Consider the following 22062-nt stretch of genomic DNA (forward strand, 5'->3'; position numbering starts at 1 on the left):
GTCCAAAATACTCAGCTCAAGAAAAGTAACAATTTTTCGGAAATGAAGATTTACTTGGCAACAATCAACCCAACATCCAAATCGCGAATGGTTTTCATAAACTCATCATTCGGCTGTTGATCGGTAAAAATACAATCCACTTGCTTAAGTGAACCTAAACGAATCATGGCATTACGACCAAACTTACTGCTATCCGCAGCAAGGAAAACTTGACGGGCACTCGAAACAATCTCTTGAGATACGCACACTTCTTGGAAGTCAAAATCCAGTAAAGTCCCGTCTTCTTCGATACCACTGATGCCTACCAGTGCATAGTCTGCCTTAAACTGCTTAAAGAAATCCGCAGTCGCCTGACCAATCACGCCACCATCTGGACGCACACGCCCGCTGGCAATCAGTACCTCAAAGTCTTCTTTGGTACTCAGAATTTTGGCAACATTGAGGTTATTGGTAATAATCCGCAAACCCGTATGGTTCAATAACGCATGCGCGATTGCTTCAGTTGTGGTCCCAATATTAATAAACAAAGAAGCATGATCTGGAACGGCTGCAGCAACTGCTGCAGCAATCAATCTCTTTTCTTCCAACATATAGCCGACACGCATCGTATATTCAGTGTTTTCCACACTTGAATCATGCGCTGCACCGCCGTGATAACGTCTCAGCAAGCCCTCATCCGCCAATTGATTAATATCACGACGGATAGTTTGCGGGGTGACATCAAAATGTTGAGCAAGTTCTTCAATACTGATATAGCCACGCTCTCTCACCAGTTCGAGGGTTTTTTGTTGGCGTAGTATCAAGCTCATGCTCATCCATCCTGTGTTGTTTTAAGTCATACTAAACGGTCTATTTTAGCTTAATCTTCCGCCCAATCACGAGTGCGTCCGACAGCTTTTAACCAACCTTTATAGAGTTTTTCAGTCACATCCTGACTGCACTCTGGCACAAAGGTATTTTCGATGGTCATTCTACTCTTCAATTCGTTTAAATCCGACCAGAAACCGACAGCCAAACCAGCCAAGAACGCTGCGCCCATGCCTGTGGTTTCTTTCATTGCAGGACGTTCTACTGACGTACCCATGATATCGGCTTGGAATTGCATTAAGAAATTATTGGCGGTTACACCACCATCGACACGCAAGGTACGCAATTTCTCACCTGAATCTTGCTGCATGGCATCCAATACATCACGCGTTTGGTAAGCAATCGATTCCAATGTGGCACGAATAATATGTTCAATACTTACACCGCGAGTAATACCCAAGATCGCACCGCGTGCTGTTGGATCCCAATATGGTGCACCTAAACCTGTAAATGCTGGCACTACATAGACACCATTACTGTCTTTTACCTTGGTTGCATAGTATTCAGAATCATGCGAATCATTAATCGCTTTCAGTTCATCACGCAACCATTGCACACATGAGCCACCATTGAACACTGCACCTTCCAAGGCATAGTTCACTTCACCACGTGGGCCACATGCAATCGTCGTCAATAAACCATGATCAGATTGCACAATGCGTTTGCCCGTATTCATGAGCAAGAAGCAACCAGTACCATAAGTATTTTTTGCCTGACCCGCTTCCACACACATTTGTCCAAACAATGCGGCTTGTTGATCCCCTGCAATACCTGCAATTGGAATCCCAATTTCTTGACCACTAATGGTATGTGTATAACCATAAACTTCAGAAGAACCACGAACTTCAGGCAACATCGCTTTAGGAATATTTAACGCTTCAAGCAGTTTATCATCCCATTCAAGCGTTTCAATATTGAATAACATGGTGCGTGATGCATTGGTATAGTCAGTCACATGAACTTGACCATTGGTCAATTTCCAAAGCAACCACGTATCGATGGTACCAAATAAAAGCTCGCCACGTTCCGCACGTTCACGGCTGCCTTCAACACGATCCAGAATCCACTTAATTTTAGTTGCAGAGAAATATGGATCAAGGACCAAACCAGTTACTTTATGAACGTAATCTTGCCAGCCATCTTGGCGCAGTTGATTACAAATTTCATTGCTTTGGCGGCTTTGCCATACAATTGCATTGTAAATAGGTTTACCTGTCTTTTTATCCCAGATGACAGTGGTTTCACGTTGGTTGGTAATCCCAATCGCTGCGATTTGCTCGCTAGAAATACTGGCTTGCGCTAAAGCTTCAACCCACACTGCACTTTGAGTCGCCCAGATTTCCATTGGATCATGCTCAACCCAACCTGGTTGTGGGTAAATTTGCGTAAATTCACGCTGAGCAATACTGATGACATTCGCATCGTGATCCAATACGATCGCACGTGAACTCGTTGTACCTTGGTCAAATGCAACCACGTATTTTTTTTGACTATCTGTAGAGATCATGACATACCTATCCAGACTTGCTTATGTATAGTGCAATAAATTAAACGCCCGTTAAAAAACGGGCTCCAATACTGCAAAAAAGCAATGACTTCTGTATTAAATAAAAAACTTGGCAGATTATATGCAAAATTGTTCGAAAACGAAAATTCTTTCTTTAAAATTGAAGCTAAAAATCGATGAATAGCCTGTGTTTTAAAGATTCCTCACAATAAAAAACTTATTTTATGCGATACTGAAACCAGAAATAACAGGATCATTGATATGAAAAAAACCAATTTATTGTTAATTATGAGCGGTACTCTTGTTCTTGCAGCCTGTCAAAGCAGCCCACATCAATACAATGGCACAACGGGTTATCAAATCGAAAATAAAACCGCCACTTCTGCAACTGTTGCTTATACGCTCGCCGCACGCAGTAATAGCGATTTGGATGAGAAAAAATTACAGCATGCATGTAAGCAGATTTTAGGTGCAGATAAAACCTATAAACTTTCAGTACTTAGTGTTAATGAAATCATGAACCCAACCCAACAAGAGCAATATGGGGTAAAACTAGGCAATAGCCGTGCAACGTTTGGCTTATCTAATTCACCGGATTTAAATAACAGTGAAGGCTATGCAACCCGTCAGGCGCTTGAAACTCGCCCGACTACACTCAAAGTGGTTCGTTATACCTGTTCTTAAGTTCTTTACTGAATCAATAAAAATGGATGTATTCCATCATTTAGAATACATCCAACTGATCTTAGGTCTTGAGTACATCGTGAATAGATACGTCTTTATCAAATACGGATTTTGCAAAAGGACATAAAGGAATCACCTTTACTTGGCGCTCACGGACAAACGCAATCAGCTCGTCTAACAGCTTGCGCCCTACACCTTGACCACGAAATGCTTCATTGACATCAGTATGGTCAATAATAAGCATGCTATCACCCGCCCATGTATAGGCCATCTCACCCGCAAGCACCTCGCCTTCAAAAAGCTTAAATGCACCATGTTTGCCATCATCAGACTGCTGAATACCCATACACTTTCCTTCTTTTCATCAAAACAATATTGTAGAGAATAGCCAAAGGCCATCTGTTTATTTCATTTTGAATGTTTTAGCACGCGCCGTAAGGATATTGTGTTGAGATTTGATAATCTCAACACGGAGTGTTTTTGTTAGAGACTGTTTATTTTATTTGGTACGGTAAAAACTGACATTTCTAAATTCTTTGGCTTCATCCAAATCTGGCCAAGTGCTTGCGCTACGTTCATCAATTTTTAGATATTGAGGATGACTAAAGTTTTTAACTCGACTATCTGCTACCCATACTTCAGGTGCAAACTTAAGGAATTCATCCAAAAAGAAGCGATTAGATTGGTCATACAACACATCTGCTGCCAATAACACATCAACTTGTTCGGACTGATACAAATCGTCTAGATATTCCAGCTCAACATCATTTAGCAACGCATTTTCACGACATGATGCCAGACTCACGGGATCAATATCACAACAAATGACACGTTTAGCGCCTGCCATTTTCGCTGCAATTGCGACCACACCCGAACCTGCACCAAAGTCCAGCACCACCTTATCTTTGACATGATGTGGTTCTGCTAACAACCATTGTGCCATCGCTAGGCCAGATGCCCAGCAAAAGATCCAATATGGCGTTTCATTCCAAATCCGTCGAATTACTTCATCATCTAAACGGTCGGTCGGAAATACCGGAGGAATTAACCAAAGTGAAATCGGCGTTTCAGGTAATTGTTGTGCCAACAAATCTGTATTGGGAATCACCTGATGCAAGGCCTGCAACAAATGTTCAGGTGCTTTGGCAAATTGAAATGTACAACTCATATTTGTTTAATTCTAAAAAACCCCTCTTCGCGAGGGGTTATCAATAATCTTTACGCTAATGCTTTTTCAGCAGCTTCTACAGTTTGACGAATCAAAGTCGTGATCGTCATCGGCCCCACACCGCCTGGAACTGGGGTATAAGCAGATGCAATTTCTTCGATACCAACCAATTGGATATCACCAACACCACCACCATCACGTGGATGGAAACCTGCATCAACTACAACGGCACCCTGTTTGATCCAGTCTTTTTGAATCAATTCAGCTTTACCGACTGCACCGACAATAATATCTGCTTGTTTAACCAATTCTGGCAAGTTTTGAGTGCGTGAATGGCAAATCGTCACAGTTGCATTGGCTTGTAATAACATCATCGCCATTGGTTTACCCAAAATAGCAGAACGCCCCACGACAACTGCATGCTTACCCGCGATTTCAATCTTGTTTTCTTGCAAAATGGTCATGATGCCAGCTGGAGTTGCTGAACCATACGCAGCCTCACCCATTGCCATACGGCCAAAACCTAAACAAGTCACGCCATCAACATCTTTTGCCAACGAAATTGCATCAAAACACGCTCTTTCATCAATTTGTTCTGGCACTGGATGTTGCAACAAGATGCCGTGTACATCTGGATTGGCATTTAATTTTTCAATTTCAGCCAATAATTGTTCAGTTGTGGTTTCTTTTGGAAGTTCAACTTTCAATGAGTCCATGCCAACACGGCGGCAAGCATTCCCTTTCATACGCACATAAGTTGCAGATGCACCATCATCACCAACCAAGATGGTTGCCAAGATTGGGGTACGCCCCGATTTTGCTTTTAATGCTTCTACACGTACCAACAAATCCGTTTCAATTTGTTTTGCTAATGCACGACCGTCTAAAACCAATGCCACAGCGCATCTCCAAAGTGGGTATGAATCAATTGCGTAAATAATACATGATAATTTGAGCAATATTCTTTTAGATGTTGTTTTTATGTGCATATTCGCTATAAACACTATTGTTTTTTTTTTAAAGATTGCTAATATGTGCATCACCAAGAGATGGCGGGGTGGCAGAGTGGTCATGCAGCGGACTGCAACTCCGTGTACGCCGGTTCGATTCCGACCTCCGCCTCCATTGGTAAAGCCCGAGTGGTGAAATCGGTAGACACAGGGGATTTAAAATCCCCCGCCCACAAAGCGTGCCAGTTCGAGTCTGGCCTCGGGCACCATCTTCCAACTAATGAAAGATGGTGCAAATAAAAACCCAGCGTAAGCTGGTTTTTTTATGCCTGAAATTTAGAAAATCATAAAAAAGCCAAGTACATCGACTTGGCTTTTGTCTCACTTTTTAAATTTATGCCACTTGCTGCCCTGTTTTCACGGGCAATAAATTTTTATCCAAACTCAATTGATAGCCCCGTGTTTGATCAATCACATATACAGGCTTTTTGATCGAATCGACATAAATCCACTGTGATTGAACCTGTGCAGCGTCAAATTGCACGACCAAATAACCTCGCTGATTTAAATTGCAATAATTCAGCTCATCAATCAAGGTTGTGAATGCAAATTCAAATTGTTGCAACTGCGCCAATGGAATATTTAAGTATTTTTCCAAACCTGGCGAAGACACCGAACTGGTTGCTAACTCCACCCCGACAAAAGCACCATCTTTACTGTATAAATTCGATGACCACGCATTATGAGTATCCCCTGCCAGTACCACTACTTTTTTCTTTAACTGTGCCAATGCACCATACACAATCTCACGCTCAGCAAAATAACCATCCCATGCATCCAGGTTATAAGGTGCAACAGTCAAAACACGCGCTTTTTCTTGTGCAGTTAAACTAGGATCACCTTGTAATAATCGAATTTTCAATTTTACTAATTCAGTGATTTGGGCATTCATTTTATTTAAGGTATCTGTACTTGGATTCCCTGAGGTAATTTCAGCTAAGGCAAGCAGCAGCTCAGCAGGAACTAACATTTTGGTCATTAGGATTTGTTGACCAAGCACATTCCAGTTTGCTGTAGACTGTTGCAGTTTTCCAATCAGCCAATCACGTTGGGTATAGCCCATTAAAGTACGCGCTGGATTAGTGAGATCTGCTTGGAATTTTGCAATATCCAAACCATTCGCTGTCATATAATTTGCATAGTCCAACTGTTCATCACGCGCAATAATTCGCGTATCTAACATCGTCAATTGAACCAGATTGCCAAAATCGAATTGGCGGTAAATTTTGGTATGTTGATCATCGACAGGACGAATTGGCATCCACTCAAAGTAGGCCTGTAAAGCCGCTAGTTTGCGGTCAAGGAATGGCCCTTCATTTGGTTGATGATTTTCGGCCCCTTCTCGCCATGTATCATTGGCTAACTCATGATCATCCCAAATCACAATAAATGGATGACGATGATGCAAGGCCTGTAAGTCTTTGTCTTTACGATACAGCGCATAACGCTTGCGATAATCATCCAACTTAATAATTTCTTTATTATTGTCTGCAGCAAGCGTACGACCTAATTTAGCTGCATCTTCTGCTGCATAACCATCCGCGCCATATTCATAAATATAGTCACCTAAATGGATCACCACATCGACATTTTGCTTGGCCATTTCGCGATATACATAGAAATAACCTGCTGGATAGTTTGAACATGAACACACTGCAAAGCTGACTTTTGTCGCACTGCTTGGCAAAGTTTTGGTTTGCCCGACAGGTGAGGTCTTATCCCCGAAGATAAAACGGTAGAAATAAGACTGATCTGGTTTTAAGCCAGTAGCATCCACTTTCACAGTAAAATCTTGTGAAGCTGTTGTCGTGACTTTATCAGTTTTAATGATTTGCTTGAATTGCTGATCTAAAGCGATTTCCCACGTTAATTGCAGACGTGCACTACTGTCATTGGGAGTCAAACGCGTCCATAAAATCACGCGATCTTGTAAAGGATCGCCACTGGCCACCCCATGTTCAAAATTGACTTGTAATACTGCTGTCTCTTGATCCGAACTGTCGTTACACCCTGTAAACCCCGTAGATAAAGACAATGCCCCGAAACCGAATAGACTTTTTTGAATGAGTTCCCGTCGTGAAATTTTTGCTGTCATTTGGATAGCTACCTTAATTTTATCACTACTAAGTAAATGATTGAAATTAATGGGCTTAGATGAAGCTTTGATCTCAATTTGATGAAAGAATCATGAAAGTTATATGACAGTGCTTAATTTTCATCAGATAAGCACATGAATTGATTGAAAAGAAAGCAAATAGCAAGTTTTGCTCTTGCCAAGTTTTAAAGTGTCCTCTATTATTGCGCACATGCCCGAGTGGTGAAATCGGTAGACACAGGGGATTTAAAATCCCCCGCCCACAAAGCGTGCCAGTTCGAGTCTGGCCTCGGGCACCATCTTTCAGCTAATGAAATATGGTGCAAATAAAAATCCAGCGCAAGCTGGTTTTTTTATGTCTGAAGTTTAAGACCAGATCATAAAAAAATGCCTTAATTTTTAATTAAGGCATTTGATATTCTTGATTTAGAACAATAAGTATTATTCTACGCGAATAATTTTACCGTTCTCATCGTGATGTACGATGCTAACCTTCTGCTGACGCCCAACCTGAATTTCTTGCTCAGGTAATTCGAAATAACGCGCATAATCAGGTAAGGTCTTTTCAACAGCATGCTTTTGATGCACACGTTTCGCTGGCAAAAAACTCCACAACAACAATGCAACTGCACACATAAATAATGCGGTTACACCATGCTCAATGCCGTCGCTAAATGCGGACATTAAACGTTGTGCGATATGCGTTTTTTGCAATTCAACCAGCACCCATACCAAAATAAACGGACGCCATAACAACAACCAGCACGCCCACATCATTGCGGTGGTTGTTGTTGAAAAATAACGTTTATGCCATGGGAGTTGGCGACGTACATCAATAATTAAACTGTCAGCTTTCATTGCTTATTACTCAGCAAAATGAATCTTTCCGATTCAACGAATTCCACGATCTGGGCTAATCCAACGGGCACGTTTCTCATCATTACGCAACAGCACCTTTGGAAAGGCGACGATTGTAGCAGTAATCGTGATCAACCAAAACACAAACGGGTACCAAATCATCCAATAATAATTTTTCCCTAGGCTTGGCTCATAACGACTATCCATCCATTTGCTTAAAGCAAACTGAATTAAGCAGGTCGCACCCAATAAAATTCCACTACCGTATGGTAAAAATGGTGAACTCACCACAGCCAGAGCTGGGATTGCAAAGATAAAGTGCAACAACCAGATCACCGCCATAATAAGCATCAAATATGACCAAATGAGTGTCAAACACAGCTCAAACATCAAAGGCCATAAAAAATTAAGTTTAGGCTTTAAAAACACATCAATATTTTTAACCAGAACCTGTGCCCCACCCATGGCCCAACGTAAACGTTGCTTCCATAAACCATTTAAAGTTTCAGGCATCAAAATCCAAACCAAGGCATTTGGTTCAAAGCGCACATCCCAACCTGCACGTTGTAATTTCCAAGTGATATCAATATCTTCAGTCAACATATTCGGAGACCAATAATCAACTTGATGTACTGCGCTTTTACGAAAGGCAGTAATCACGCCCGATACGGTAAATAAACGGCCAAAAGTACGTTGTGCGCGCTTGATCATACCAACAATCGAAGAGAACTCACCCACTTGAATTCGCCCTAGTAAGGTCGAACGTGTCCGGATACGTGGATTACCCGTCACTGCGGCAACAGTTGGATCTTCCAAGAAATGTCGCATCATCCATTTCGCCGCGTGTGGATCAAGCAGAGCATCGCCATCAATCCCGATCAGAAATTCTGCATCGGTCATCAAACTACCCGCTTGTAACCCCATGGCTTTGCCTTGGTTTTGTGCCAAATGCACTACACGTAATTTTTCATACTGCGTGGCTAATCGATCTAGTACTTCACCCGTATTGTCAGAACTACCATCATTAATCGCAATCACCTCAAAATTCGGATAATCCAATTTGAGTGCATGACTAATCGTTTCTTCAGCATTATCCCCCTCATTAAAGCACGGCACTAAGACCGCGACTTTAGGATATTCTGGCAAAGCTGCGGGTTGCTGATAGGGAGGATCTTGACGCTCTTTCCAGTAAAAAATAATTGCCCCAACCATCCATAAATACGACATAAAAAGTGGATAGTAAAAAACAAACTTAATGGCATATGACCACAATAAAGCAATCCAACTCATCTACATTACTCGACTATGGTACTAATTGAGATGATTTTAGACTAAAAGCCTTATGCATGGTTTCTACATCTGGATGCCCTTTGATCGGATCATCTGGATAATACGCCACGTGCATTGCACCTTGCTCATATAAAGACTTAATCGTCGCTGCCATTTCTTCAGACGGCACTTTTTGGTCATTGCGCCAATTAACCGCCTGCAACTCCATCACCGTCTTTTTAATGCCATTTGGGTACTGCTTCACGCGGTTCATAATGTCTGAATAGAACTTGGCTGGATTGTCCGATTGTTCCATATAAGGCATCGCCATAATCGCTGTAAAGTCATAACGATTCAGGGATTGTTCTAAGGATTGAGCATACCAGTTTTCTGCATACGCATTTAAAGCCACTTGTGCGTAAAGATTACGAGCAGTCACCAGAAATGGTTGATATTGACGAACTTCCCCTGCCAGTTCCATCGCAAAGTCATCTAAATAATTGGTTTTATAAGCCGTCCATTTTTGCAAGTCAGCATCATTGTCACGAATTTTAGCAAGGTCTGTTGGTAAGCCTTGTTTTGCATAAGCCGCCAATGCATCTGGACTGGCATCTTCATAATCAGACAAAGTCACATCATCATGGAACAACAGTCCATCAAACGGTGTTGATTTAGCAAGATCTTGATAAATCTCTTTAATGGTCTGACGGGCTTCTGGCGAGAATGGGCTAAGACGAATATAACCCATATTCAAATGCTCGCCTGCTTTTGCTTGTTGGGTTTCCACTAGATCTTTCGATACAGGATCAGTCTTAGGCAGTTCCCAAGCCAAGAGTGGCATCCAAGCGTATAAACGCTGCACTGGAGTACGAGTTTGAATCTGCCAAGCCACGCGATTGAACAAATCTGCACGCATTGGGATATGACGATTTGGGAAATACACCATATCGGCAGAACCATTGGCATCAGGATCAGAAAAGGCCTGTAAATACACCGTATTTACGCCCATGCCATTAATACGATCAATCAAATGATCGAGATTACGTTCTTGCTGTTTGGTATCTTGATCGTAAATATAATCTAAATCGACATGCATAATTTTTTGCGGTCGATTGTTATCATTTAGATTCAGTTCACGATTTTTGATTTCTTGCGCCAAAGCACTGGTCGACATATTGCCCTGAATCAAAATACGACTCATATTTTGTAGCGATTGTTTGGCATGATCGGCCCCATCATCCAAAGTGATGGTAATCGGCATACCCAGCTGCTTAGCCGTTTGTACCAATTGCATATTATAACGACCATAAGGCCAGACCATCACGCGTGGTGAACGTAAACCATGTGCTTTTAAAAGATCATTATTGGTTTTTAAATCTTGATAAACACGGGCTTGATACACCGCATCACTTTCATAACTCTTGGTTTTAGGATCATAAATCCGCGTAATCGCAGCAGGTTCTAAATTCCCTTGTGGATTACCATTAATCCCTTGATGTAAATGATAACTGTGGCTGGCGATTTCAACCAAACCACTGCTTTGCATTTCCTTCAGCTCATCCCAGCTTAAGATTTTATTACGTTCAATTGGCTCACCACCAAAATCAACTTTCTGCCCTGCTTTAGGCTCCAACCATGAACCAACGACAGCCAAAACCACTGGAATCTTTTTCGCACGAATAATCGGATAGGCATTTTGATAAAATGACTGATAGCCATCATCAACCGTCAGCAAAATAGGTTTACTTGGTAATTTATATTTGCCTTGGTGTGCTTTGATCAATTGATCAACATTAATAAAATGATAGCCATTCTTTTTCAGCCAGTCGATGTGCTCACCAAACTGCTTTGCGGTGACCGCATAGCTTGGAATCAGTGCATCTTTTCGATCTGTAATTTCGTGATACCCAATGACGGTCAATGTGGTCGCATCGATTTTTGGATTTGCCGCAAAAGTTGTGGTACTGGCAACCACCCCAAACACAAGACCTAAAAAAGTTTTTAACGTCGGGGACACTAAACGTGTTGTCATAGAGATATCGTCTCAAGATTAGAAATTCACTGATCGCAGATCATGCCTGCATCATCTTACAACTTTATGGAAAAATAAGATGTTTTTGATGTTCAGCTGGAAGTACGGATTGTATTTATAATTTTAAAAGCTGAAAATAAACTTAAATGTAATTTTTATGAAATCAATCACACTTTGATTGAATATTTTTTAATAACAATAGCTCCTCATATACATCTATATAAGGAGCGTTAAATCATAATAAAAAGAATTAGTATTCAATTGACTGGAAATTCGGATGATCTGCAAGCTGCTGTAAATAGTGACGCTCTTTTTGATAAAAATATTTATTTAGGCGATTCACCCATTCACCACGGCGGAAAGTCAGTATCTTTTTATGCACACCATCATATTCCAGTAGTACAACATTACTATCATCTTCACTGGCTGCTAATCGCGTTATTTTATAGTCATGCGGTGCATACTGATGTGAAGGTTGTAATGATCTGAGGATTTCAATCTTATAATCACCATCAATCCAGTAATGCTTATCGATCAGCGCTTTTTCATTCACCCAAAAGCCTGTCTGTGCACCATCATGGGTATCAATCAAAAAAAAATGATCTAACTCTTTTAATAATTCCGATGCCGTGATATCCAAATAATCATTCATATCGACCTCTATTCACTCAAATTTTTATCGTTGCTTATTGCCGCATTTTTATAATGGATAAACTATAAGTGACATATTCCCCGATCACCTGATAGCCACCTGAAAAGCAAACTTTCATGACCTTAGAATAAACACTTGTTATTCAAAAAATTAAGGCCAATGGAAAAATTGCTCTTTTAACTCAAAGATATACAGGACTGTATATTGAGAATCAATATTTTTTTCTTGGGCTGCAATAAAATTCAGATAAAAGAAATATTTTTAAAAATCAAAACCTTATTATATGATTATAAATATTATTTTATGCTTATGATTTTAAAGCGATTTCGTCTAAAAGTAGACCAAATCGCTTTATTTTTTTGAATAGCAAAATCGTTATTCGTCGCGTGTTTTCACATCAAACAATTCGATTTCAAAAGTCAGATTGGCATTGGCTGGAATGATCTTGCCCATTTTACGTGAGCCATAAGCCAAGTGTGCAGGGACAATCAATTTACGCTTTCCACCTACACGCATACCCATAATGCCTTGATCCCAGCCTTTAATCACACGTCCAGTACCAATCACCGTTTCAAAGTAGTTACCACGATCCAATGATGAATCAAACTTGGTTCCATCTTCCAACCAACCAGTATAGTGAGTCGTAATCAAGGCACCACGAACTGCTTCTTTACCTTCGCCAACTTTTAAATCAATAATTTCTAATTCTGCGCTCATTTCTATCTCTCCAAATCACTCAAGCTAAATTATTGCAATTGTTGCCACTGAATGTCGACCTGACCTTTGTCGCTTAACAATGTCCATTCGCCATCCATAATATTCAGCTGCAATTGCATGGTACGTTCGCATAAGCCCTCAAGTGCCTGCGTAGTCTGTGGGGCCAATTGCCACACTTGCACATTGCTTAAGGTTTTAATCTTGGTGTTTTTCTGCCACCAATCATCTGACTGAGAACCATACGTCACAACTGCAACATTCTTACAACGTGCACTCGCCTTTTTCACTTTATCTTCAGATGGGCAACCGACTTCGATCCATTTCTCTAACAGTCCAGTCAGATCTTTTTGCCATAACGCTGGCTCATCAGTTTCAAATAAATCTTTGGTGAACTCTAACCGTTCATCGGCAAAACGTGCATAAGCCAAAATACGAACCATTAAACGTTCAATGGTTTCAGAAGGATGCTGAGCAAGCGTGAGCTGATAATCTGCATAGATATGCTCATCCATATTGGCAATATTGAGGTCTGCCTTATATATTGTTGCTTTTAACGCCATAAACTAAACTCTTAAATACAGTGTTCTCAAATTTGGCGCTAAGCATACTCTATTTTACCGAGAAGCATGTGCGATTTGATCAAGTTGATCATCAATCGGATCGATACGGCACTGCAATAATTGTGTTTCAAAAGCCAACCAATCACGTGTTGACTGACAAATGATTTCAATTCGATTATCAATGCTCTCCTCCACCGACTTATAGTTAAATTGCTGCGGATTAAAATTAAAACTTTTCCAACCTTGATCGGTATTAAAAATTCCTTTAATTCGTACCCAGTCTTGTTGCGCACACAACACATCTAATAAATCATGAAAATTAAATTGCCAGCGTTTCGGCAATTTCCAACCCGCGACTGTATAGCCCTGAGCCGTTTCAACATAATGATAAGGGAGCTGCTTGATTTCTGGCGTGTGTTCAATAGCTTGTGTTTGCTGCAACCTTAATAAGGGTTGAATCTTACGTTGTACAGGTTGCTGCTGAATATCCAAGTGTTGAATATCCACCTGCCCATGTTCAGCTTCAATCCAATACTGGACATAGGTTTCATATTCTTGTTTTAAAGCCGCATAGGCTTGATGATCTGCTGCGGTCATACAGTCGATATGCGACAACACCACAATTTGTGCCGATTTTAATTGATCAGTATATAAATTCTGTTTGACCCAATCCTGATCATGTAGGCGACTTCCATCTACAACAATCACTAAAGCACGCATTGCCAAACTCGTTTGCCAATGCGGTTCAGTCAGTTGCTCTAATAACTGTGCGGGATGCCCTAAACCCGTTGGTTCGATAAATAAACGATCAGGTTTGCTTTCACTGAGTAAGCGAGAAAGCGCAATCTGCATCGGTAATTGACTGCTACAGCACAAACAACCACCGAGCAACTCTTTCACCGCATAACCTTGTTGCTGGGTAATTAATTGTTGGTCAACCCCAATTTGCCCAAACTCATTCATCAGAATCGCCCAAACTTCATGCTCAGGCTTTTGAGTGAGCAAATGCTGCAATAATGTGGTCTTACCTGCCCCTAAAAAGCCAGAAATAATATGAGTGGGAACTGTTTTGGGAGCAATAACCTTCACGATCGACTCGCATTGAAAATTTATTTCATTCTAAAGCGAAAAATTGATGAAATAAAATAAAGAAGGATTTTCCCTATAATTAGACTTACAAGCGATTAAACAAAAATAAAGAGATTTTCATCACACATTAAATCTAAAAATCTTATTTAAAAATAAGATATAAATGGTTTATTCAATTAATAACTTTTTAGAAAAAGAACACTAGTGTTTAAAACACGTAAAACAATAGATCACTTTTTAATCACAAAAACATATTTCCATACATTTTAATCCTTAATTTCTCCATGATGTTTTACACAGCAACTACATAAAGCGATTCAATATTTCATATTGTTAAGATAGACGTAATAGATTGTTAAGAACATTGCCGCAAATACGTTTGGCACATAGCATGGACCTCATGCCGAAATTGAGAGATTGGGATTAACCGAATCCTCCTATTGCGGTTGTTATTTTAAATGAAATAAGGATGCCAAACATGAAATTTATCAAAACTGTTCTTGCGACTACACTTACTCTTGCTGCAGCTTCTACATTTGCAGCACCAGTAGAACAACAAACTGAAGATAAAGTTGTTGTTTCAACTCAAGAGCAACCTGAAACTCAAGGTCAAGCTGCAACTGATGCAACAGCAACTGAAGCACCTGCGTCTACACCTGCACCAACAAACTAATTAGATCTTAAGGTTCCTCCAGACCCTTAGGCCAACATTTGTAATGATTTAAAATTTATTTCATTACAAATGTAAAAAGATCGAACCATGCTGCGGTTCGATCTTTTATTTTTTGAATAAGCTCTGCATTAAAAAATTAGCATTGAGTGGTTTTCTTAAACATACTGCATGAAGGCTGATGAACTTCTTGTAAACGTGTCGCCTTACGCTGCTCTGCGGCCTCAAAGCGACAACGCTTCCATTCAGTATCTAGATTTAATTGTGGTACTTCTTTCGGCTTACGCTGCTCATCCACTGCAACCATAGTGAAATAACAAGTATTGGTATGACGAATGGTACGCTTCTGAATATTTTGCGCTTCAACACGAATGCCAATTTCCATCGAAGTGCGCCCAACATGATTTACGCTAGCTAAAAATGTCACTAGCTCACCAACATAAATTGGTTCTTTGAAATTAACGCGATCAACAGATAAAGTCACAACATAGCTGCCTGAGTATCGGCTTGCACAAGCATAAGCAACCTGATCAAGTAGCTTTAAAATCGTTCCACCATGAACATTACCTGAAAAGTTGGCCATATCAGGTGTCATCAAAACGGTCATTGTAAGCTCTGACTGGTCGTCAGGTGCTTGGTTTGCTTGATCTAATTGATACATGGGAAGAGCTCATAGAGAATACAACATGATTATTATCGTTTATTCATGGGTATAAACATATGCGCAAAATGATAAAACATCATCAATTCTTTTTATGATCTTGTTATTGTTTAATTCAAAATAATGACATCCCAAGTATTTTTGATTCAATGCGTCCCCAAAAGAAAGAGAATCTTTGAAAAAATACCTGAGATGTAGAAATATGGGCTTTATACAATTCAACTCAGATGGGCTGAACGAATCAGCCCAATGATACCGTTTACAATCATATCAATTGCGATCGTACCAATCAGCAAAGCAGATAGACGCCCGACAATATCAAAATAGCGATCGATATATTTTGCATGTTTATAGCGTAAATGATCATGACCAAATTTCATTAGGATCAAAATGCTACAGGTTAAAATCAAAGTAATTGCAATAACAGCTATTGCCCCAGTAAAAGGTACACTCACCCCAGTGACCACCGCCGCACTAATTGTGCCTGGACCGATCATAAATGGCATCGCGATGGTACCCGCCAGATGCTCAGGCGCCCCCCGCATTTCTCCGATCGTTTCCGCACCCTGAAAGACATAACGGTAACCAATCACCAAGAAAATTAAGCCACCAAAAATTTGAAAAGATTCGAAACGAACATTTAAATAGCGACTAAAAATATTCTCACCGCCCCAAGCAAATAGAATAAATACCCCGAAGGCAATCAAACTGCCCTGTATCAAGGCTTTACTAAATACCTTTGCATCGGTATTACGGATCATCCCGACCATGTAGACACTCATCAGAAAGGGATTGAGCAATGAGAAAAATAATGCAAACGCATGAATATAAGGAGAAAACATAACGGTCTCTTTAATCTGCGGAAAATTTTAAATGCCTGCGATCACAGGCAAGGTTTAGAATCACAATACAAAATTAATTTAGGGCTTGCTTACAACCTACAGTGGCATTCTTTAACGCATCATCTTTATTCAGATCAAGATTAACCCCTAATCCCAATAAACTCATGTGAATGTTGGCCTTGCTGTTATTCAACGCTTTGACTTTAAACTTGACCCCTTTATCACTGTATAAAGTGTTATCAACCAACTTTACCTGATAAGACATGACTTCCTTACGGTCGTCCATACACAGCACCCCATTACCTTGGCGGTTCAGACTTAATGCGACTGATGCAGCCCCTACCTCACCTGTCCAACTTCCTGAAAATGGAATCTGTGTTGTACTGAGTTGGTTAAATTGAGCAGGAGACATAGTTGTGATCGAAGTACAGCCAACCAAACCAAATACCAAAATAGCGGGTAATAAAATATTCTTCACAACCATCACCTAAAACGATCAAAATCAAATAATTGTTACTATTTTCCCATATTAAGGCCTTTTTTGATTTGTACAGCATGTATATGACTAGTATCGGAAATGTAAAAAACTTTAAATAATTTTTTGACCCAACTGCTATATTCAACTTTTGTACAGGGATAAAACTAAATCTGCCAATAAATATTTAATTCTTTAAAGAAAAATAATCTGAATCATTGCATAAATAATTCATCATCAAAAATAATAAATTTTTCTTGATTTTTAGTTCAATCATCTGTAGATTTTCTTTTTGAGTGAGTAATTCAAATGAATTTCCAATCTATATTTGAAACGTTTCAAACTCTTCCAAATGGAACGGATGCCTATCAACAATTAAAACATCAATGTGAACAAGCCATTGTTACTGCTGAACACCCGCTTGAACACAACGCCTTATTTCTTATTTATGGTTTTGCAAAAAACTATGTCCTACTCTATGAAGATCAAGCTGTCACGCCAGTTTTCGCAGACAAAGTAAAAGCACAAATTGTCGCTTATATGCATGAGCTCAATGAAGCATTAAGCACGAAAAATGCTAACCGTATATTAACTGCCTTAAATAATGTCTCTAAACAATATATTGGAAGTTCTAGGATTTTCTAATCACTGTCGTCCAATAAAATATTCAGACTTGATTTAGCTTTGACATTGCTTCTAAAAGTTTATTAGTTTTCATTATGCTAATAAAATGATTTAGAAGCAGTGTTCACTACATGTAGTTAAAATGCTGATGCTATACCCGATATAATAATTTTTTATTGTTATTTTCTCATCTTAGGCCAAAATTAATCGAGCATGATTTACAATATGCTCAGTCAAAAGCTGCAATGGCTTTGATTGTTGATCCCAATGATGCCAATACAGTGGAATATCAACGCTAATATCAGGCAATAACCCAACCAATACTTCTGCTTTATTTTCAATATTCAGTTGCAGCTCGGGCACCATGCCATAGCCTAACCCCAATTTAATGGCGGACACAAAAGACTCTGATGATGGAATTAAATGACAAGGATAAGTACCTTTCATCAATCCATAGTGTTTTTCCAGAAGATCAAAATGCATACGGTCTTTTTCATTAAAAATAATCGCAGGTGCAGCACGTAAAGTTTCTCGATGAATGCCTTCTGAAAACCATTTCCGTCTAAATTGCGCTGTCGCCATCATTTGATAACGCATCAAACCTAAATATTGCGCACGGCAACCGCGCATGGGTTGATCTTCAATTGAAATACAGGCACTTACCGTACCCTTTTCTAATAATGAATAGGTATGAGATTGGTCATCTGTTCTCAGCTCAATCACAATCTTTTCTTTGAGTAACACATCCTTTAATGCAGGAAGCAACCATGTCGCTAAAGAGTCTTCATTTGAACCAATCACAGTCTTGAAAAAATGTGATTCTCCTCCACCAGTCAAACCATGAAGTAAGTTTTGTTCTAAACGTCGAATGTGCTGTATGTGTTCGAAGATCTGCTGACCTACTTGGGTTAAGACACAAGGACGCCCCCGAATCAGCAGTAGTTGCCCTAATTCTTTTTCAAGTGCTTGGACTCTCAATGTCACCGCTGATGCAGTAATACAGAGCTTGGCACCTGCTTGTTCGAAGCTTCCATGTTCCGCAACTGCAAAGAAGGCTTCACATTGTTTATTGTCCAGCATAAAAACCTTAAAAAATTTTAGCAAAATCCAAACAACCTTAATCTTACTAAATTTTAAAAATAAAAAAAGATGATCATAACCCGCACAAAATAGCTTTGTCCTGATTGATAAAGATTAAACCAGTCTTTTTCTCAAATAAATGATACTGAGTAAAGCAAAAGCCAAACCGATAAAGGACGGTGCATAACCAAAAGGTGTTGCCAACAGCCCAACGATGACCGCACCCGCTACTGCGCCGCCATAATTAAAAATATTAACACGAGCAATAATTTCATCTCGTCGGCTTTCATCCAAACGACCTACAGCAGAATATGTAAGTGGCACCAAAGCACCTACAGCAACACCAGCCAATGCAAAACCCAAAATAACGGTCACTAATGAATGGCTGATTCCAGACAATACACATCCGAATGCCCCGATCAGGAGCGTGACTAAAGCAATCCATGTCGCTGTTTTAAATTGCATTAAATAATCAAGACTTAAGCGTGTGAGTAAAATTCCAATTTGATAGGCTGCATAACCCAAAGGAGCAATGGTTGCCGAGCTTGCCAAAACATCTTTGAGATAAATTGAACTCCATGTACTGATTGCAGAATCGACAGTAAACACAATTAAAATAATCAGTCCAAAGATGAGAAGCTGTTGATATGGAATCGCTGCTTTCTCTTGCGAAAGTATTTCTGAGCATTGTTTTTGCTGAAATAACCAGTGTCTAGAGAATTGCGAGGTGATAAAGGCAATCGCCACTGCAATGCATAATGCTGTCGTTGCTCCGAGTGCAGTTGAAACAGTAGCTGACATAATCAATGCCCCTAAAAATGCAGCCGCGGTGTAACAAGCAAAGAAACCACCAAATACACTTTTACCAAGCCGTTGCTCCATAATAACCGCTTGCATATTCAGTGCTGCATCTAAACAACCTAGTCCAAGCCCATAAAGCAAAAAACTCGCAATCATAAGAATCACATTTGGACTAAATGCAGCAATTGCTATTCCTATCGCTTCAAAAATAAAACCAGTCACAACGGCAAGTCGTGAACCAAGCTTGACTGCGATACGATCAGCTAAAATTGAACCGAGTGCCGCTGCAATGCATACCCCTAGAATAATTAGCGACAACTGATCATCTGAAAGTCTGAATCGACCTTTTATTGTCGGGAGTGCCGTCATCACGGTCGCGTAGCCAAGGCCTTGTGTGGCAAACCCCAGCGCAATCACTTTTCTGGTTTTGCTGAGCATCAGGTTGTTTACACTTTGAATATTATGATTGAGGTCCATGCCTGACTCACTTCATTATTTTTAAATATGTGCTTAGATATTGCCTCGAACACTTCCTGTGTCGATTGTTTTTAATTTTGATCTGAAACAATTCTGAAAATAAGGGCAATAAATTCAAAAATAAGGGGGGTAATTCGGACAACAAGATTAAGCAGCTTTGTTACATCACCCGACCGCTAAACACTTATTCAGTCATATCCATCTCAGATAAATAAAGCTATCGCTAAAATCTAAGGTATACCCCATTGGCTTTTACTCTGAATGCCTCATAGCAGTCTATTCAAAATGCCCCTTTTCAGCGACAGCAAAAAATGCTTCACCTTATTTAGTGTCCAAGATTAAACCTTAAAAAAATTTAGCTAAACCAAAACAATCTTAATTTTACTGACTTTTATAAATAAAAAAAGATAATAGCAAATAGTAAATTTTTAATGGAAAAAAGCATCTAACACTTGATCTAAGCGTTAGACGAACTGCCTTTGCCTAAGCATATGCACGTTGTTTTCCAGCCAAAACCAGCACAGACCACCCTATATAATCGAGGAACCAAAATATGACTGCATTTTTCTATGGGCTTGGTATTGGCTTTTCTTTAATTTTAGCCATTGGCGCGCAGAATGCTTTTGTTCTAAAACAAGGCTTAAAGCAACAGCATGTTTTTTGGGTGTGTTTGATCTGTGCACTTTCGGATTCTATCTTGATTTATTTAGGGGTCATGGGCTTTTCAAAAATCGTGATTGACTTCCCCTTGATCGTCACCATTGCCAAATACTTTGGTGCTGCTTTTTTATTTTTATACGGGCTTAGAAATTTTTACTCCGCTATTAACAATAGCTCATCACTCAACCCCAGTGAAATTGAAAAAGACTCGCTATTTAAAATTATTGGTATGTGCTTGGCCTTCACCTGGCTGAATCCACATGTCTATCTAGACACCGTGATTCTGGTTGGTTCGATTTCAGTTCAGTTTGCAGATCATCTGTATTTATTTGCAGCTGGGACCATACTTTCTTCATGGATCTTCTTTTTCGCTTTAGGCTATGGCGCAAGAGTTTTATTGCCTTGGTTTAAAAAGGCCAGTTCATGGAGAATTCTAGATGTTGTTGTTGGACTGATGATGTGGGCGATTGCAACAAAGTTGTTAATCTAAAACACAGAGAAATAAAAAAGCCCTTATTTTCATAAGGGCTTTTTTGTATTTGGCGGAAGCGGTGAGATTCGAACTCACGGAGGACTCACACCCTCGTCGGTTTTCAAGACCGGTGCATTAAACCGCTCTGCCACGCTTCCAATGGCGGCTATCATATAAATAAAAGTTCAACTTGGCAAATCTTTTATTCAAAATAATGCATCAACCGCTCAAAATAAAATCAACACCCTGTAATTTTAAGCATTTTCAGGTTTTTCATAGCGAATTGAGTTGATATACCACAGTTTTTTGCCCAACGGTGTATGCACCTCAACTTCATCATCCACTTGTTTACCCAGTAAAGCTCGCGCCATAGGTGACTCAATCGAAATATGTTGCGGATGGTGATCATAGATTTCATCGACACCCACGAGACGCAATTTTTTTAGCTCCCCTGCATCATTTTCGATTTCAACCCAAGCACCAAAGTAGACCTTTCCCTCTTGCTCAGGCACATAATCGACAATTTTTAATTCTTCTAACCGTTTTCCTAAATAGCGAACTCGACGATCTATCTTCCTAAGTATTTGTTTATTGTATTGATAATCAGCATTTTCCGAACGATCACCAAGGCTTGCCGCCCAATTTACTTTTTTAGTGATTTCAGGGCGTTCGTCATGCCAAAGCTTTTTTAGCTCAGCAACCAAAAGGTCATGTCCAGTACGTGTAATTAAATTCGATTTCATAAGCCCAAATACGTTAATACAACAGTCCATTTACAAGTTTTTGCATTGT

General features: G+C 39.8%; 23 protein-coding genes and 4 tRNA genes. 7 read left to right on the forward strand and 20 right to left on the reverse strand.

Going from position 1 to position 22062, the window contains the following annotated elements; all coding sequences use genetic code 11:
• Positions 1-50: 50 nt before the first annotated feature.
• Positions 51-809, reverse strand: a complete 759-nt coding sequence (locus tag GBI66_RS09755) for a DeoR family transcriptional regulator (protein WP_005184250.1) — start codon at positions 807-809, stop codon at positions 51-53.
• Positions 810-859: 50 nt separating this feature from the next.
• A complete protein-coding gene (glpK, locus tag GBI66_RS09760; protein ID WP_005144845.1) occupies positions 860-2374 on the reverse strand; it encodes a glycerol kinase GlpK in 1515 nt (504 codons plus the stop codon).
• Between the two features lie 261 nt (positions 2375-2635).
• Here glpK and GBI66_RS09765 point away from each other — a divergent pair, with 261 nt between their 5' ends.
• Positions 2636-3058, forward strand: a complete 423-nt coding sequence (locus GBI66_RS09765) for a hypothetical protein (RefSeq protein ID WP_151715948.1) — start codon at positions 2636-2638, stop codon at positions 3056-3058.
• A gap of 61 nt (positions 3059-3119) precedes the next feature.
• Here the strand turns inward: GBI66_RS09765 and GBI66_RS09770 are convergent, their stop codons facing one another.
• From GBI66_RS09770 to folD, 3 genes are all read right to left on the reverse strand, one after another.
• Complete coding sequence (locus GBI66_RS09770; RefSeq protein ID WP_151715949.1) at positions 3120-3404, reverse strand: GNAT family N-acetyltransferase; 285 nt, start codon at positions 3402-3404, stop codon at positions 3120-3122.
• Positions 3405-3557: 153 nt separating this feature from the next.
• Positions 3558-4226 carry a methyltransferase gene (locus tag GBI66_RS09775; protein ID WP_004801487.1) on the reverse strand — a complete coding sequence of 223 codons (669 nt, stop codon included), beginning with the start codon at positions 4224-4226 and terminating at the stop codon, positions 3558-3560.
• A 50-nt stretch (positions 4227-4276) separates the two neighbouring features.
• On the reverse strand, positions 4277-5125 hold the full coding sequence (gene folD, locus GBI66_RS09780) for a bifunctional methylenetetrahydrofolate dehydrogenase/methenyltetrahydrofolate cyclohydrolase FolD (RefSeq protein WP_004652016.1): 849 nt from the start codon (positions 5123-5125) through the stop codon (positions 4277-4279).
• Positions 5126-5277: 152 nt separating this feature from the next.
• Here folD and GBI66_RS09785 point away from each other — a divergent pair.
• Positions 5278-5351 (forward strand) — tRNA-Cys (locus GBI66_RS09785).
• 8 nt (positions 5352-5359) lie between these two features.
• A tRNA-Leu gene (locus GBI66_RS09790) sits at positions 5360-5445 on the forward strand.
• Positions 5446-5570: 125 nt separating this feature from the next.
• Here the strand turns inward: GBI66_RS09790 and GBI66_RS09795 are convergent.
• Positions 5571-7331: an alkaline phosphatase gene (locus GBI66_RS09795; RefSeq protein ID WP_151715950.1), complete on the reverse strand. Its 1761-nt coding sequence runs from the start codon at positions 7329-7331 to the stop codon at positions 5571-5573.
• Between the two features lie 213 nt (positions 7332-7544).
• Here GBI66_RS09795 and GBI66_RS09800 point away from each other — a divergent pair.
• Positions 7545-7630: transfer RNA gene (locus GBI66_RS09800), tRNA-Leu, on the forward strand.
• A gap of 142 nt (positions 7631-7772) precedes the next feature.
• Here the strand turns inward: GBI66_RS09800 and pgaD are convergent.
• From pgaD to GBI66_RS09835, 7 genes are all read right to left on the reverse strand, one after another.
• On the reverse strand, positions 7773-8189 hold the full coding sequence (gene pgaD, locus GBI66_RS09805; RefSeq protein WP_005184270.1) for a poly-beta-1,6-N-acetyl-D-glucosamine biosynthesis protein PgaD: 417 nt from the start codon (positions 8187-8189) through the stop codon (positions 7773-7775).
• Positions 8190-8222: 33 nt separating this feature from the next.
• Positions 8223-9479: a poly-beta-1,6-N-acetyl-D-glucosamine synthase gene (gene pgaC, locus GBI66_RS09810; protein WP_005184274.1), complete on the reverse strand. Its 1257-nt coding sequence runs from the start codon at positions 9477-9479 to the stop codon at positions 8223-8225.
• A gap of 13 nt (positions 9480-9492) precedes the next feature.
• On the reverse strand, positions 9493-11490 hold the full coding sequence (gene pgaB, locus GBI66_RS09815; RefSeq protein WP_151715951.1) for a poly-beta-1,6-N-acetyl-D-glucosamine N-deacetylase PgaB: 1998 nt from the start codon (positions 11488-11490) through the stop codon (positions 9493-9495).
• A gap of 250 nt (positions 11491-11740) precedes the next feature.
• On the reverse strand, positions 11741-12142 hold the full coding sequence (locus GBI66_RS09820) for a hypothetical protein (protein WP_005208123.1): 402 nt from the start codon (positions 12140-12142) through the stop codon (positions 11741-11743).
• A 375-nt stretch (positions 12143-12517) separates the two neighbouring features.
• Positions 12518-12859 (reverse strand): FKBP-type peptidyl-prolyl cis-trans isomerase, encoded by a 342-nt coding sequence (locus tag GBI66_RS09825; protein WP_004652009.1) that lies wholly within the window; start codon positions 12857-12859, stop codon positions 12518-12520.
• Positions 12860-12888: 29 nt separating this feature from the next.
• A complete protein-coding gene (locus GBI66_RS09830) occupies positions 12889-13419 on the reverse strand; it encodes a YaeQ family protein (protein WP_151715952.1) in 531 nt (176 codons plus the stop codon).
• Positions 13420-13473: 54 nt separating this feature from the next.
• Positions 13474-14508, reverse strand: a complete 1035-nt coding sequence (locus GBI66_RS09835) for a GTP-binding protein (RefSeq protein WP_151715953.1) — start codon at positions 14506-14508, stop codon at positions 13474-13476.
• Between the two features lie 478 nt (positions 14509-14986).
• On the opposite strand from GBI66_RS09835, the gene GBI66_RS09840 reads away from it, so the two are divergent.
• Positions 14987-15181 (forward strand): hypothetical protein, encoded by a 195-nt coding sequence (locus tag GBI66_RS09840; RefSeq protein WP_005184293.1) that lies wholly within the window; start codon positions 14987-14989, stop codon positions 15179-15181.
• A gap of 136 nt (positions 15182-15317) precedes the next feature.
• Here the strand turns inward: GBI66_RS09840 and GBI66_RS09845 are convergent, their stop codons facing one another.
• The 3 genes from GBI66_RS09845 to GBI66_RS09855 form a co-directional block, all read right to left on the reverse strand.
• Complete coding sequence (locus GBI66_RS09845) at positions 15318-15839, reverse strand: acyl-CoA thioesterase (protein ID WP_004801507.1); 522 nt, start codon at positions 15837-15839, stop codon at positions 15318-15320.
• A 218-nt stretch (positions 15840-16057) separates the two neighbouring features.
• The gene (locus GBI66_RS09850; protein ID WP_151715954.1) at positions 16058-16681 is read right to left on the reverse strand and encodes a MarC family protein; all 624 of its coding nucleotides are present in this window, start codon (positions 16679-16681) and stop codon (positions 16058-16060) included.
• 73 nt (positions 16682-16754) lie between these two features.
• Positions 16755-17165: a J517_1871 family lipoprotein gene (locus GBI66_RS09855; protein WP_151715983.1), complete on the reverse strand. Its 411-nt coding sequence runs from the start codon at positions 17163-17165 to the stop codon at positions 16755-16757.
• 300 nt (positions 17166-17465) lie between these two features.
• Here GBI66_RS09855 and GBI66_RS09860 point away from each other — a divergent pair, with 300 nt between their 5' ends.
• Complete coding sequence (locus GBI66_RS09860; RefSeq protein WP_151715955.1) at positions 17466-17801, forward strand: hypothetical protein; 336 nt, start codon at positions 17466-17468, stop codon at positions 17799-17801.
• Between the two features lie 171 nt (positions 17802-17972).
• Here the strand turns inward: GBI66_RS09860 and GBI66_RS09865 are convergent, their stop codons facing one another.
• Entirely contained in the window at positions 17973-18860 is an 888-nt protein-coding gene (locus GBI66_RS09865) for an ArgP/LysG family DNA-binding transcriptional regulator (RefSeq protein WP_151715956.1), read from the reverse strand.
• A 114-nt stretch (positions 18861-18974) separates the two neighbouring features.
• The gene (locus tag GBI66_RS09870) at positions 18975-20138 is read right to left on the reverse strand and encodes an MFS transporter (RefSeq protein WP_151715957.1); all 1164 of its coding nucleotides are present in this window, start codon (positions 20136-20138) and stop codon (positions 18975-18977) included.
• Positions 20139-20691: 553 nt separating this feature from the next.
• Here GBI66_RS09870 and GBI66_RS09875 point away from each other — a divergent pair.
• A complete protein-coding gene (locus GBI66_RS09875) occupies positions 20692-21288 on the forward strand; it encodes a LysE/ArgO family amino acid transporter (protein ID WP_005184309.1) in 597 nt (198 codons plus the stop codon).
• Positions 21289-21338: 50 nt separating this feature from the next.
• Here GBI66_RS09875 and GBI66_RS09880 read toward each other — a convergent pair.
• Both GBI66_RS09880 and greB read right to left on the reverse strand, forming a co-directional pair.
• Positions 21339-21428, reverse strand: a tRNA-Ser gene (locus GBI66_RS09880).
• Between the two features lie 96 nt (positions 21429-21524).
• Entirely contained in the window at positions 21525-22013 is a 489-nt protein-coding gene (greB, locus tag GBI66_RS09885) for a transcription elongation factor GreB (protein WP_151715958.1), read from the reverse strand.
• Positions 22014-22062 lie beyond the last annotated feature (49 nt).

Source organism: Acinetobacter sp. TUM15071 (assembly GCF_008980925.1).
Taxonomy (GTDB): domain Bacteria; phylum Pseudomonadota; class Gammaproteobacteria; order Pseudomonadales; family Moraxellaceae; genus Acinetobacter; species Acinetobacter dispersus.

Excerpts from the sequence above, each read along its gene's own strand:
- GBI66_RS09755 (WP_005184250.1), bottom strand. The coding sequence starts at position 809 with ATGAGCTTGATACTACGCCAACAAAAAACCCTCGAACTGGTGAGAGAG.
- GBI66_RS09865 (WP_151715956.1), bottom strand. The coding sequence starts at position 18,860 with ATGCTGGACAATAAACAATGTGAAGCCTTCTTTGCAGTTGCGGAACAT.
- pgaB (WP_151715951.1), bottom strand. The coding sequence starts at position 11,490 with ATGACAACACGTTTAGTGTCCCCGACGTTAAAAACTTTTTTAGGTCTT.
- GBI66_RS09850 (WP_151715954.1), bottom strand. The coding sequence starts at position 16,681 with ATGTTTTCTCCTTATATTCATGCGTTTGCATTATTTTTCTCATTGCTC.
- GBI66_RS09845 (WP_004801507.1), bottom strand. The coding sequence starts at position 15,839 with ATGTATCAATTAGATCAAGCAAACCAAGCACCTGACGACCAGTCAGAG.
- GBI66_RS09820 (WP_005208123.1), bottom strand. The coding sequence starts at position 12,142 with ATGAATGATTATTTGGATATCACGGCATCGGAATTATTAAAAGAGTTA.
- GBI66_RS09830 (WP_151715952.1), bottom strand. The coding sequence starts at position 13,419 with ATGGCGTTAAAAGCAACAATATATAAGGCAGACCTCAATATTGCCAAT.
- pgaD (WP_005184270.1), bottom strand. The coding sequence starts at position 8,189 with ATGAAAGCTGACAGTTTAATTATTGATGTACGTCGCCAACTCCCATGG.
- GBI66_RS09770 (WP_151715949.1), bottom strand. The coding sequence starts at position 3,404 with ATGGGTATTCAGCAGTCTGATGATGGCAAACATGGTGCATTTAAGCTT.
- GBI66_RS09795 (WP_151715950.1), bottom strand. The coding sequence starts at position 7,331 with ATGACAGCAAAAATTTCACGACGGGAACTCATTCAAAAAAGTCTATTC.
- GBI66_RS09855 (WP_151715983.1), bottom strand. The coding sequence starts at position 17,165 with ATGGTTGTGAAGAATATTTTATTACCCGCTATTTTGGTATTTGGTTTG.
- GBI66_RS09765 (WP_151715948.1), top strand. The coding sequence starts at position 2,636 with ATGAAAAAAACCAATTTATTGTTAATTATGAGCGGTACTCTTGTTCTT.
- pgaC (WP_005184274.1), bottom strand. The coding sequence starts at position 9,479 with ATGAGTTGGATTGCTTTATTGTGGTCATATGCCATTAAGTTTGTTTTT.
- GBI66_RS09775 (WP_004801487.1), bottom strand. The coding sequence starts at position 4,226 with ATGAGTTGTACATTTCAATTTGCCAAAGCACCTGAACATTTGTTGCAG.
- GBI66_RS09840 (WP_005184293.1), top strand. The coding sequence starts at position 14,987 with ATGAAATTTATCAAAACTGTTCTTGCGACTACACTTACTCTTGCTGCA.
- greB (WP_151715958.1), bottom strand. The coding sequence starts at position 22,013 with ATGAAATCGAATTTAATTACACGTACTGGACATGACCTTTTGGTTGCT.
- GBI66_RS09825 (WP_004652009.1), bottom strand. The coding sequence starts at position 12,859 with ATGAGCGCAGAATTAGAAATTATTGATTTAAAAGTTGGCGAAGGTAAA.
- GBI66_RS09870 (WP_151715957.1), bottom strand. The coding sequence starts at position 20,138 with ATGGACCTCAATCATAATATTCAAAGTGTAAACAACCTGATGCTCAGC.
- glpK (WP_005144845.1), bottom strand. The coding sequence starts at position 2,374 with ATGATCTCTACAGATAGTCAAAAAAAATACGTGGTTGCATTTGACCAA.
- GBI66_RS09860 (WP_151715955.1), top strand. The coding sequence starts at position 17,466 with ATGAATTTCCAATCTATATTTGAAACGTTTCAAACTCTTCCAAATGGA.
- GBI66_RS09875 (WP_005184309.1), top strand. The coding sequence starts at position 20,692 with ATGACTGCATTTTTCTATGGGCTTGGTATTGGCTTTTCTTTAATTTTA.